15 protein-coding genes are annotated in these 11,273 nt (G+C 55.8%); 10 read left to right on the plus strand and 5 right to left on the minus strand.

The genetic code is table 11. The annotated features are described in order from the left end of the window. Positions 1-16: 16 nt before the first annotated feature. Positions 17-835 carry an SDR family oxidoreductase gene (locus H7C18_RS21995; protein ID WP_185131261.1) on the plus strand — a complete coding sequence of 273 codons (819 nt, stop codon included), beginning with the start codon at positions 17-19 and terminating at the stop codon, positions 833-835. Between the two features lie 14 nt (positions 836-849). Here the strand turns inward: H7C18_RS21995 and H7C18_RS22000 are convergent, their stop codons facing one another. Next, a complete protein-coding gene (locus tag H7C18_RS22000) occupies positions 850-1,227 on the minus strand; it encodes a MerR family transcriptional regulator (RefSeq protein WP_185131262.1) in 378 nt (125 codons plus the stop codon). A gap of 175 nt (positions 1,228-1,402) precedes the next feature. Between H7C18_RS22000 and H7C18_RS22005 the strand changes: the two genes are divergently transcribed. Further along, the gene (locus tag H7C18_RS22005) at positions 1,403-1,543 is read left to right on the plus strand and encodes a hypothetical protein (RefSeq protein ID WP_185131263.1); all 141 of its coding nucleotides are present in this window, start codon (positions 1,403-1,405) and stop codon (positions 1,541-1,543) included. A gap of 423 nt (positions 1,544-1,966) precedes the next feature. After that, entirely contained in the window at positions 1,967-2,749 is a 783-nt protein-coding gene (locus H7C18_RS22010; protein ID WP_238357882.1) for a peptidase domain-containing ABC transporter, read from the plus strand. Positions 2,750-2,813: 64 nt separating this feature from the next. Here the strand turns inward: H7C18_RS22010 and H7C18_RS22015 are convergent, their stop codons facing one another. Continuing rightward, a complete protein-coding gene (locus H7C18_RS22015) occupies positions 2,814-3,389 on the minus strand; it encodes a hypothetical protein (protein WP_185131265.1) in 576 nt (191 codons plus the stop codon). Between the two features lie 210 nt (positions 3,390-3,599). Between H7C18_RS22015 and H7C18_RS22020 the strand changes: the two genes are divergently transcribed. The 6 genes from H7C18_RS22020 to H7C18_RS36205 are packed head-to-tail and all read left to right on the plus strand — an operon-like array spanning position 3,600 to position 5,815. Next, on the plus strand, positions 3,600-3,962 hold the full coding sequence (locus H7C18_RS22020) for a DUF4180 domain-containing protein (RefSeq protein ID WP_185131266.1): 363 nt from the start codon (positions 3,600-3,602) through the stop codon (positions 3,960-3,962). A 10-nt stretch (positions 3,963-3,972) separates the two neighbouring features. Beyond that, positions 3,973-4,380, plus strand: coding sequence for an NUDIX hydrolase (locus H7C18_RS22025; RefSeq protein ID WP_185131267.1), 408 nt, complete (start codon positions 3,973-3,975; stop codon positions 4,378-4,380). 24 nt (positions 4,381-4,404) lie between these two features. Beyond that, positions 4,405-4,779, plus strand: coding sequence for a VOC family protein (locus tag H7C18_RS22030; protein ID WP_185131268.1), 375 nt, complete (start codon positions 4,405-4,407; stop codon positions 4,777-4,779). Between the two features lie 17 nt (positions 4,780-4,796). Continuing rightward, positions 4,797-5,390 (plus strand): histidine phosphatase family protein, encoded by a 594-nt coding sequence (locus H7C18_RS22035; protein ID WP_185131269.1) that lies wholly within the window; start codon positions 4,797-4,799, stop codon positions 5,388-5,390. Next, entirely contained in the window at positions 5,374-5,523 is a 150-nt protein-coding gene (locus H7C18_RS36200) for a CDP-alcohol phosphatidyltransferase family protein (RefSeq protein ID WP_238357872.1), read from the plus strand. The genes H7C18_RS22035 and H7C18_RS36200 overlap by 17 nt, the downstream gene beginning before the upstream one ends. Before the next feature lie 16 nt (positions 5,524-5,539). Further along, positions 5,540-5,815 carry a CDP-alcohol phosphatidyltransferase family protein gene (locus H7C18_RS36205; protein ID WP_238357873.1) on the plus strand — a complete coding sequence of 92 codons (276 nt, stop codon included), beginning with the start codon at positions 5,540-5,542 and terminating at the stop codon, positions 5,813-5,815. 10 nt (positions 5,816-5,825) lie between these two features. Here the strand turns inward: H7C18_RS36205 and H7C18_RS22045 are convergent, their stop codons facing one another. Beyond that, the gene (locus H7C18_RS22045) at positions 5,826-6,860 is read right to left on the minus strand and encodes a stalk domain-containing protein (RefSeq protein WP_238357874.1); all 1,035 of its coding nucleotides are present in this window, start codon (positions 6,858-6,860) and stop codon (positions 5,826-5,828) included. Between the two features lie 462 nt (positions 6,861-7,322). Between H7C18_RS22045 and H7C18_RS22050 the strand changes: the two genes are divergently transcribed. Beyond that, a complete protein-coding gene (locus H7C18_RS22050; protein ID WP_337913882.1) occupies positions 7,323-9,380 on the plus strand; it encodes a GxGYxYP domain-containing protein in 2,058 nt (685 codons plus the stop codon). A gap of 68 nt (positions 9,381-9,448) precedes the next feature. On the opposite strand, the gene H7C18_RS22055 is transcribed toward H7C18_RS22050, so the two are convergent. Then, positions 9,449-10,213, minus strand: coding sequence for a hypothetical protein (locus tag H7C18_RS22055; protein ID WP_185131271.1), 765 nt, complete (start codon positions 10,211-10,213; stop codon positions 9,449-9,451). Positions 10,214-10,307: 94 nt separating this feature from the next. Next, positions 10,308-11,195: an AraC family transcriptional regulator gene (locus tag H7C18_RS22060; RefSeq protein WP_238357875.1), complete on the minus strand. Its 888-nt coding sequence runs from the start codon at positions 11,193-11,195 to the stop codon at positions 10,308-10,310. Positions 11,196-11,273 lie beyond the last annotated feature (78 nt).

Consider the following 11,273-nt stretch of genomic DNA (forward strand, 5'->3'; position numbering starts at 1 on the left):
TGGGAGGAAGATTCATTTGAAAACGATCTTGATTACCGGAGCTTCGTCGGGACTGGGACGAGAAGCCGTTAAGCTTTTTGCGTCAGAAGGTTGGAATGTCGTTGCGACCATGCGTTCACCGGAAAAGGAAACGGAGTTAAACCGTCTGGCGAATGTGCTGGTTACCTGGCTGGATGTTCTGGATCAGGAGAGTATCAACACCGCGATCCGCATGGGAATTGAACGGTTTGGGCGAATCGATACGTTGGTCAACAATGCGGGATATGGACAAAACGGCATTTTTGAAGGGATATCCCGTGAACAGATTCGGAAACAATTCGATACGAATGTTTTTGGCGTCATGGATGTTACCCGTGCGATCATCCCTCATTTTAGGGAGAACGGCGGAGGAACGCTGATCAATATCAGCTCCTGCGGCGGACTCATCGGCATCCCGAACATTTCGATTTACAGCAGCAGCAAATTTGCGATTGAAGGATTTACGGAATCGCTTTCCTATGAGCTGGCTTCCCAGAACATCGCGGTCAAATTGGTCGAGCCGGGCGGTTTTGAAAGCAACTATGGTGCGGTGACCGAGCAGAATAAGCCCGCCTTGCCGCTGCCCGACTCTTACGGTGGCTTTGCGGAGGAAATGAATCGTTTCTTTTCCTGGCTTTCAACCGATAAAGGGATTGATTCGGCGGATGTGGCGAAGGTCGTTTACGAAGCCGCGACGGACGGCGAAGACCGGCTCCGCTACACCATCCCCGGCATTGTGGCGCCCCTGGTCGAAGCGCGGCAAACTATGGGCAACCAGGAATTTGTGGAGATGATGAGGAGCAGACTAAAGGCATAAGCCCATGTGACGACTTACGGTTGCGGCTGCTTCTCCGCGATCAGCGAATCGTAGTGCTGCAGCTTCTGCTTCAAGAGCTCCAGATAATTTTGATACTCGCGAAGATGATTTTCGACGACTTCCTTTTGGCCCTCGATAATTTGGCGCCTCTCCGGCAATGTGTCGTCTCCGCGAAGGTTTAAATCGTTGTAATGTTTGATGGATTCGACGGACATTCCCGTTGCTCTCATGCAGCAGATCATTTGAATTCGCGCCAGGTCCGTTTCGTTATAAAGCCGTCTCCCGTTCTCCAATCGGTGAACGGGGGGCAGCAAGCCTTCTGTTTCATAGTATCTCAAGGTATGGGGGGCCAAGTTGAACTGTTCGGCTACATCCTTAATCGTATACTCCATGATTCATTCCTCCGTTTAAGGTTACGGCTATTATACACTTTTCCATATTGCTTTCAAAAACCGCGAGGCTCTCGACGCTGAGCGGTTTTTTTGCATGATTCTCCCTTTTCTTTCATAATTCTTTTGTTCCGCCCCGCTAGACTGGGAGTATGAAGGCAGAGAGGGGGTGACGGAGATGGCGGAGCAACAGAAGACGGACGCAGCCAAGGAATCCGTGGAGGCGAAAGAGGCAAACGGGATCCAATTGGACAACTTGCCCAGGAAGCTGACCGAGGAAGAAGCGAAGAACGTGGCCGGAGGCAAAAGAGCCCTCTAACGCAAGGATCGGCACGGGAGCGAATCCCGCGTTTTTATATACAAAAACGTAAAGGAGTAAGACGATGGCGCTCGATCGGGTCGCGGCTCTTCAAATCGGAGAACATAGCTTCTCGTTAGCGGCCGTCCTGCGGTCTGCCGCCATGCGGGGCAATTTCGGAGCGGTCGAGGATTATATCTCGCATGCGACCATCACAGCTTACGCGGAGGAAAACGGAATTTCAGCCGGCCAGGAAGAGATTCAAGAAGCGGTCAACGACTGGAGAGTCGAGAGTGGGCTCTATCAAGCCTCCGAAGTGAAAGATTGGCTGGCGGAGCGCTCGCTATCGATGGCCGATCTAGCCGAATTTGCCCGGGTGGAGACTTTGAAGAGGAAGGTCCGTCATCGCGTAGGGTCTCGATGGAGAGAATCGACGACGTGTTCATGGCAATTCCGGAGGAGCCGGAGCCGCAGAACCTGCGGAGATTGGCCGCGCTCAAGGGGCATATTCGGTTCGACGACGTCTCGTTCCGTTACACCAAGGACGGGCCGGACATCTTAAGGCGGATTCATCTGAAAATAGAATCGGGTCAGACCGTCGCGATCGTCGGCCGAAGCGGAGCGGGCAAATCGACGTTCGCGAATCTGCTGACCAAACTGTTCGCGCCGTCGAACGGCACGATTCGAATCGACGGGCACGATATCCGGCAGATTCACGCGGCATCCTTGCGCCGGAAGATCGGAATCGTTCAACAGGAGAGTCGGGTGTTCCGCGCGACGATCCAGGACAATATCGCGATCCGATTCCCGTCCGCCACGTTGGAGGAGGTCGAGGCGGCGGCCAGGCTGGCCGGCGCTTACGACTTTATTGCGGCGCTGCCGCTCGGCTTCAAGACGATGATCGGGGAGGGCGGGCTGAGCCTGTCCGGAGGACAGCTTCAGCGGATCGCCATCGCGAGAGCGCTGCTCGGCGAGCCGGGCATTCTGATCTTCGACGAGGCGACGAGCGCCCTGGACTCGGAGTCGGAGCGGATCATCCAGCAGAATATGGATGCGATGCTGAAAGGCCGCACTTGTCTCATCATTGCCCATCGTCTGAGCACCGTGCAGCGGGCCGATCGGATCGTCGTCCTGGACCGCGGCGAGATCGCGGAGACAGGCACACACGCCGAGCTGATCGAGGCGAAGGGGCTTTATTCTTATTTGGTGAGCCAGCAGTTGAGTTGACGGCTGTAGAAGGCAAACACCCGCCGGTGCCCAAAGCGCCGGCGGGTGTCGTTTGTCGCTGGCCTTACTTTCGCATAGGTTGGCTCTGTACCGCACCCGGTCCGGCCGGATTCACTTTGATGCTCTGCGGCGCCGGCAAAACTTGGGCTGTCGCAGGCGCACTGCCGTCCCCTGCGTCGGGTGCGCTGCCGGAATCCGCCGCGCCGCCTGCATTGGGGGCATTGCCAGGGGCAGCCGCGCCGCTTTCGCTGGGCGCAGGTGCTACATCCGCTTGTCCGCCGGCGTTCTTGCTTTGGCCGGGATCGGCCGCGCCGCTGGCGCCGGGTGCTTCGCCTGCAACAGCTTGGCTGCCGTCGCCGGACGCATTGCCGGGATCCGCTTGGCCGCTGGCGCTCGTGCCGCTGTCGACGCTCGACGAGTTCCCGGAGCTCGAAGGCGTATCTGCAGCGGGTGAGCTTGGCGGCTGGGAAGCATCGCCGCTTGGAGAGGATGATGAGTCGGTCGATTCGGATGTGACGGGCGAGCCCGAAGGACTATCGGACGGGGTGACATGATTCCCTCCGTTCTGGCCGGAACATGCGCTCAGCATGATTCCCAAGGCGATCGTAAGCGACAGCAACGTGGCGGTACGTTTCTTCATGCGGTACAGTCATCTCCTATTTTCTCTTTTTTTGGACTTCGGAGCTAGAGACGTAAGGAAGCTGGAAAATGTTTCACTTTTGCAAATGTCCTATTGACCGGCCCCCAAGAAGAAGAGTACACTCTTTCCAATATTTATAATATTGGGAGGCATATCCGTCAGGGACAATCTCCCGATGATTGCGGATTCTATTTTTGAGGTGGAAGCATAATGAACATTAGAACCGAGATTCATAACGGCGTGGAACTGGCTCTCATCGACAGCGACGAAATGCTGATCGTCGACGTTCCGTCCGCTCTGGATCTGATGGCTACGGTGTGGCATCAATCCGGGAGCAATCGAATGGTTTTGGATAAATCGGCCATTCATGAGGACTTCTTTGAACTGAGATCGGGACTTGCAGGGGAGATCATCCAAAAATTCATCAATTACCGGATGAAAGTCGCGATTGTCGGCGACTTCTCCGTCTATTCCAGCAAGAGCCTGAAGGATTTCATCTATGAGTGCAACAAGGGAAACGATCTTTTTTTCTTGCCGACCGAGCGGCAGGCTATCGAAAAATTAAGCCAATAGGAGGCAACGAATGAACCCGCCCAAGCATATCGTATCGGCCGCCGCCATTGTTTTGAACGATCGGAACGAAATTTTGCTTATCAAGGGACCCCGAAGAGGCTGGGAGATGCCGGGCGGGCAGGTGGAGGAAGGAGAGTCGCTGACGCAAGCGGCCATCCGGGAGACGAAAGAAGAAGCGGGAGTCGATATTGAGATCATTCGCTTCTGCGGGATCTATCAGAATATAGGAAAAGGGATATGCAACACCTTGTTCCTGGCGAGATACGTGAGCGGGACTCCGATCCCTACGAACGAGAGTTTGGAATCGGGCTTTTTCCCCATTGAACAGGCATTGCAGATGGTCACATGGCAAAATTTCCGGGAGCGGATCGAGGCTTGTCTCAAGTCCGACGGAGCGCCGGTGTTCGTAGAATTTTAAATAAAGGAGAAGCGAGGGATATAGATGTCGAACGCCGTATTGTCCGGACCTTCCATGGTATTGCTGGTACGGGATTTGGAAAAGTCTGTTGCGTTTTATAAGCGGCTTGGATTTCAGTATGAGCTTGTCGGCGGACCGTCGGTCCAGCATGTCCATATGACACGAGACTCGATCGTCTTTATTCTGCATCCTGCCGCAAATCCGGAAGAGGTCAGGCCCTCATCGTCCGTTGAAGGCGGATTGTATTTTGATGCATTCTGCTACGGCGATGTCCGGAAGTTGCTGGAAGAATTTCGGGAGGCGGGAATCGAAATCGTGAATGGGCCTGATTTAAACGACTTCTTCAGCGAATTTACGATTCAGGACCCTGACGGATATCGAATCGCTTTTGGCGGATAAGCAAACGGAGGGTCTCTATGAATACCGTTATCTATATGGTTCGGCACGCCGAATCGCCCTATTCGGAAGGGACGGAAAGAACGCGAGGGCTCACGGCTCAAGGCAAGTTGAAGGTCGAGAAGGTAACGGAAATCCTCAAGAAGGAAGGAATCGATGCGGTGGTCTCAAGCCCCTATGCCCGAGCCGTCATGACCGTTCAAGGGCTGGCCGATCATCTAAACGTCGAGGTTGAGCTTTTCGAAGATTTACGGGAACGTCATTTTTCCGGAGATGACTACAAAATAAGCGACGACCGGTTTATGGATGTCATCAGGGAGCTGTTCCAAGACCCTGAATCCGCTCTGCCGGGTGGAGAGTCGAACAAGGCGTGCCAAAGAAGGGCGTTAGACGCATTAAAGCCTATTTTGGAAAAATACGCGGGGAAAAGAGTGGCCATCGGAACGCACGGCAACGTAATGACCTTGATGATGAATCACTTCGATCCCGGTTATGGCTTCGAATTCCTCGATCGAACAACGAAGCCCGATCTTTACAAAATGGAATTTGAAGATTCGGTACTGGTACGGGTAGCTAGATTGTGGGAGGAGAAGGCGTATGAACCTGGCCAATAAAATTACCGTTATCCGAATTTTATTGATTCCTTTCCCGGTCTTTCTTCTGCAGCCTAATCCTTACTGGCTGGCTCACAAGATCCCTTTCTTTGCTCATCTCCGTCGTTCTGATTATGCTTGTTTTGTTGCATAGGGTATCCGGCTGGGCGGTGATCGTCATCATCGGAAGGGAGATCCTTGTCACCGCCATACGATCCGTCGCTTCTTCGCAGGGGATCGCATTGGCGGCGGACAAGCTCGGCAAATTGAAAATGGTGCTTCAGGTCGTCGCCATTACGGCGATTTTACTCCGCAACTACCCTTTTACGCTGCTGCTGGACTTTCCGGTGGATCAAATCTTGATGTGGATGGCCGTGTTCCTGACCCTTTACTCGGGTTATCGCTATATCAAAACGAATTACCGGACGCTTCAATTGAATTCATAGGGCGACCCGTTTAGAGAATTCTGCGCGCCGTCACGAACCGGTCTTTCCATTGTCCGTCGAATTTCTCGAAATGAACGCCAAGTGTCTTCGAATAAGTATGAAGAAGCTGGCCGTCTCCCGCATAGATGGCCACATGGCCGATATCCAGTCCGCGGGCGCTGAAGAACAGCAGATCTCCTTTCTGCAAGTCGTCGATCGAGACTTCTTTCCCGACTTTGGCTTGATCGTAGGAGACGCGAGGCAAGTCGATGGATAAAGCCTGCTGGAACACGCGCTTGACGAACGACGAGCAATCGAACGTGTCGGTCTGGTCGGATGAGGCACCGAATTCGTAAGGCGTTCCCAAATATTCGCTTCCGGCGGCGATCAGCTCGTCGGCTTGCTTGTCGGTCAAGGACGCGCTTCCGTAATCGGTATACTTCGGCTTCGCGGAGAGAAAATCGATCTCGCCGTTCTCCGTTTGTACTTCGAGCCAATCGGCGTCGATCTCGCGAATGACGTGGATGTGCGTGCCGGTCGGCAGCAGGCGGACGATGTTGGAGTCCGATGCCGAATCGGGCGTGCTGCGAAGGTTGGCGCCGTATTCCACATTCGTCTCATACGTTTTGGCGGACGAGATCGAGATCGTTCGCGAATACGAATGCCATTTGACGACATTGCCGAGCGATTCGCTAAAGAAGCGCAGCGGTACCATCGTCGTTCCGTTCACGGTTTGACCCGGGGTCGACAGGGCCAGCTGCCGGCCATCCTCGTAAGCGACATCGCTTCCTATCCGGTATGTAAGTTCAACGTCATTCTTCGTTGCGGTTACCGTTTTCGTCCCTGCATCCCATGACACCTTGGCGCCTTCCGATTCCAGGATCGCCCGCATGGGGACCAGACTTTGGCCGCTGACGATCACGGGGTCGACCGGCAGGGGAAGGAGCTTCCCGTCCAGGTAAACCGGGGGCGGCGGGCTCGACGCGGCCGCTGCCGGGTTCACGTGAAGCAGCAGCGCGGTCAGCGACGCGGCCGAAGCTATTTTTACCAACGTTACGCTTTTCAAAGTCGCATACCTCCTTAGCATCTATAAATTGGGACGCGGAAAATGGCATAGAGTTCCGTGGAACTTTATGGAAACGGCAAGCCGCGATGATCGCGGGAAGGGAATGAGAGCGGGCCGTCGTTTTCGACGGTCTATTTTTTTGGCCGGGCGGCACTTGGAGGGGGAGGATTAGATATATACAATATGAATTAATGATACTGAAGAAGAGTTGAAGTCGGTCGATTCCGTCTCACTAAAAGATGCTGTAAATAGGCCGGAATGCAGGATGTAAGTCCCGATGATTTGCTCGAATTATGTTGTATTATGAGAACTTTTGTAGAATGTCTTGAATTGTAATGAAAAACATATTAAATATGATTTGTAATCCTCGATTGCTTGCTGTTTGACTCGGCTGTCGGAGGAGGTGAACCGGGGAAGGTTTGGACGAAAGCTCCACCATTTCTCAAGATGAGGTGATCCGTTGTGATTCGAAAGAAGCTTGCGGCCATGAGTCTCGTCTTATTATTCGCAATGCCACTCGCCGCCTCCGCCGAACCGGCAGCGCAGCCGGCGGCGCAACCGCAGTCGAATTCCATCTCCTGGCCCCAGAATCAGGAGCTGCCGAGCTTCGCCAAGGTCAAAAAGCTTGAAGTCGCGGACGTTTATGACGCGCCCGGGGATATCAAGCTGATGCTGTCCACCTTGCAGGGGATCGTGAACCGGAAGGAACCTCGCGTCTACTTGCTCGAGAGCCAGGAAGAAGGCAAGCTCACCTGGCTGAACGACTTGAAGATTCCGTACGCCTTGCACGACGACTATTGGGACCTCGTATCCACGTTCAAAAAAGAAGTGAAGGGCATCATCGTTTACGATCCGAATTTGCCGGACTCGATCAACGTGGCGACGACGCTCGCCGGTCTGAAGGACGCCGTCGTTGCGAGCCCGGAGCTGGCGCAGAAGCTGACGGCCGCACCCTACAGCCTGCCGGTGCTCGACGATCTGCAGGGCCGTTTCAAGGATCGGCTGGACGCTTATTCCTGGGAATATGACAATCTGTGGAGCCAGACCACTCACCGGATGCTGATCGGTCTCAGTCCCGACACGTCCATTCGGCTTCCGTCCGACAACTTCGCTTCCTTCCAGACGATCGCCCAAGAGACGACGCAGGAGCGAGACGCCAAAAACCGGAAGGTGTACGATCTCGATCTGTCCCAGTTCCTCGGCAAGGATTCCGTCTTCCTGCGGTTCCAAGACGCCTTCACCCAGGACGGCTGGGGACCCGCCGTGCATGAAGTAACGGTCAAGGCGGACGGCCGGGAAATCGCTCATTTCCTTCCGGGCACCCCGGATGAACAGCCGTTCTTGTTCGACAGCGGCAACTCGCAGATCTCCACGGGCAGCGGGGGTCACCGCTTCGCCGACAACGGCCGGTATTTCGTTTACAAATTCACGCCGCCTGCCGGAACGAAGCAGCTGACCGTTTCCGTCGACATGTGGAACCAGTTCCTCGTATCCGCGAGCAACGTTCAGCCGCTCTCTTCCGATGCGAAGGAGCCGTACGGCTACCTTCGCGACTATGCGGTCGCGAACAAGGCGATGGTGTTCTGGCTCGGCACGAGCGATCCGGGCGAGCAGGCGCTCTTCGAGAAAATCCTGTCGGACGTTGAGCCGGGAACGCCTTATCTGGGCTGGTTCAGCGACGACGTCTCGGGCGAATTCAGCGGCGTCGAGCTGACCTCGAGGCACGGCGTATACGTGCTGGCTTCGGACTGGTTCAGCAACATGACCGTCTTCTCGGGCACGAAAGCGAAACAGGCCGATCCGAAACCGGTCAAAGCGCCGCAGCTCGAGAACAAAATTTACGTGACGTACACGTTCGGCGAAGGCGACAACCTCCAGTACAACGAGCACCATATGCGCAATCTGTGGGAGGATCCGAACCGCGGCAAAGTGCCGATCAACTGGACGTCGAGTCCGCTTCTGTACGATGCCGCTCCCGCCATTCTGAACCACTATCTCGATACCGCGACGGCTAACGACCAGCTCGTCGCAGGGCCGTCCGGCGCCGGTTACTTCTATCCGAACGTCTGGCCGGAAAACTCGTTCGCGAATTTCCTGAAATCGACCTATTCGTATCTGAAAAAGACCGGCATGACGATCCCGTTCGTGCTGAACCGGATCAGCAGCCAGGACGTGCCGCTCAGCGACTCGGCCGCCGCCGCTTACCGCGACCAATATCGCGTCCCGGGCGTGCTTCTCGCCTATAACAATTCGAACGAGGTCGAGATCCAGGACGGCCTGCCGGTCACGACGATGAGAGGAATCAGCACCGTCGCGGACGGGCAAAAGCTTCTGTCCGACATCAAGTCCAAATGGGACGGGAAGTCCCCGCAGTTCGTGTCCATCTCCGTATCGGCCTGGAACATGACGCCGACGGACGTGCTCGCGCTGAACGACTCGCTCGATTCGGATTATCAAGCCGTGCTCGCCGATCCCTTCTTCGCGCTGATCCGCGAAGCGAACGGCCTGCCGAAGCACTGACGTAACGGTCCCAGCGAACAACCGAAAGCCCGGAATCCGTTTCCAATCGGATTCCGGGCTTTTCACTATCAGCGGGAAGCAAAATCAACGCGAAATTGGGATTCGCTGAGCCCAAGCGCTTTTTCAAGCAAGCTTCGGAATCCGTTCCCTTTGGGCTCCATAGCCCAATACCTTTGATCCTTAATTTGGACTTGTCGGCATCCCGTTGCGCTTACCAACGCCGAGGAAACCGTAGTGGTTCCATATCGAAAATCAAGCTCATACTGCACTCCGTTATCGGCAGGGCATGAAATGGGTTGTCGGGGAAAAGGAGGCAGGTCCGAAAGCTTGCCGTAGATCTCCTGAACTTTGCCCTTATCGTCTATGGTTTTTTCGAATCCGAGCTCTGTCTGATGCAGGGGGTCCAATCGTTTCACTGCGAGCTTGTCGGGCTGAGCGTAATCGCGGAACCAGCCGTCCAACGCTTCGGCTAGCGAGTCATTCGCCTTGATCGGCGTCGTGCCGACCCGGGTGGGCGTAAGGCCGAAGAGGCGGGAGTCTCCCGCATAGACCGTTGCCGAATACAAAGAGCCGCTATGATCCTTAGGATCCGAGTCCGTCGTCGCCATGATGCGGCCGATCGTCCCGAGCCTCCGCGCGATGTCCCCGCTGTCGGTAACCGTGACCCGATTTCCGTCCGCGCTCAACAGCTCCACCCGGTTCGCATCCTGGATTTGTGCCGGATAGTACCCGCCGATCGGGCGCGTGACTTCGGCTTTGGAGCCGGCGGCACATCCGGCGAGAGCCGCGGCGCAGCCTAGCGCGAGCAGTGCCGCCCATAATCTTCGACTCATCCGCTCAACCCCTTTGACTCTTTTTGCCTTCTGACGGCTGTTTTTGGAAAAAGGTTGCGGATCGATCGGGAGTGTAGCTCCGCCGAGCCCGGCGTTACCCTTTCGGAACGCTGCGGTATTCGGTGGGGGACACGCCCATCAGCTTCTTGAACATGCGCGAAAAGTAATACGGATCGCTTATTCCGACCTCGGAGGCGATCTCCTTCACGGACATGCCGGTCAGGCTGAGCAGCTGGCCGGCTTTTTGCATTTTGAGACGCAAATAGTAATCGACCGGAGGGAAGCCCGTCTCCTGCTTGAACAAGTAAATCAGATGCTGCCTGGAAAGGCCCGTGTGGGCGGCAAGCTCCGCCAGCTTGACCGACGAATGCAGCCGGTCGTTCATATAGCGGATCGCCCGTTCCAGGTCCTCGTCGCGTTTGCGCCGGCGGTTCGAGCCGTCGGTTCCGAGACCGATCGCGCCCAGCAGCTGGCCGAGCGTCCGGGAGATCTGGACCTGGACCGGCAGCGAATAAGGCTTGTCCGCGATCAGCCCGTAGCAGCGCTCGAACGATTCCAGGAAAAGAGTCTGCAGCGCCGCCGGAACGACCGCAGGCTGTCCGCCCAAGCCATAGAGGCGCAGAAAGGAAGCGGTCTGATCTCCCCGCAGGTGAAACCAGTATATACTCCATGGAGACTCGGCGGAGGCGCCGTACCGATGCGGTACGCCCGCCGGAACGACAGCCAGCTGACGCCCGGTCAGCGGGAACGATCTGCCCTCCAGCTCCACCCAGCCCGACCCGTCCGCGCAATAAATGACGATATGCGAATCGCAGCCCGCCGGCCGCTCCCGATAATGATGGCGGGCATGCGGGAAGTAGCCGATGTCGCTGACATAGAAACCTCTGGTGAGCTCGAACGACGCCAGCTCGGCGTTCAAATATTCCGGCAGCACGAACAGCTTCTGTTCGGGAAAGCCTTCGGGCTTCTGAATCTCTTCCAAGTTGTCCACCTCCATCTTGTTGGCCTTACCCCGGGACTTGTTCCGGGGGCATGTTCTCAGGGGCTCTGTTCCCGGGGG

It is taken from the genome of Cohnella zeiphila, assembly GCF_014212055.1.
Lineage (GTDB): Bacteria > Bacillota > Bacilli > Paenibacillales > Paenibacillaceae > Cohnella > Cohnella zeiphila.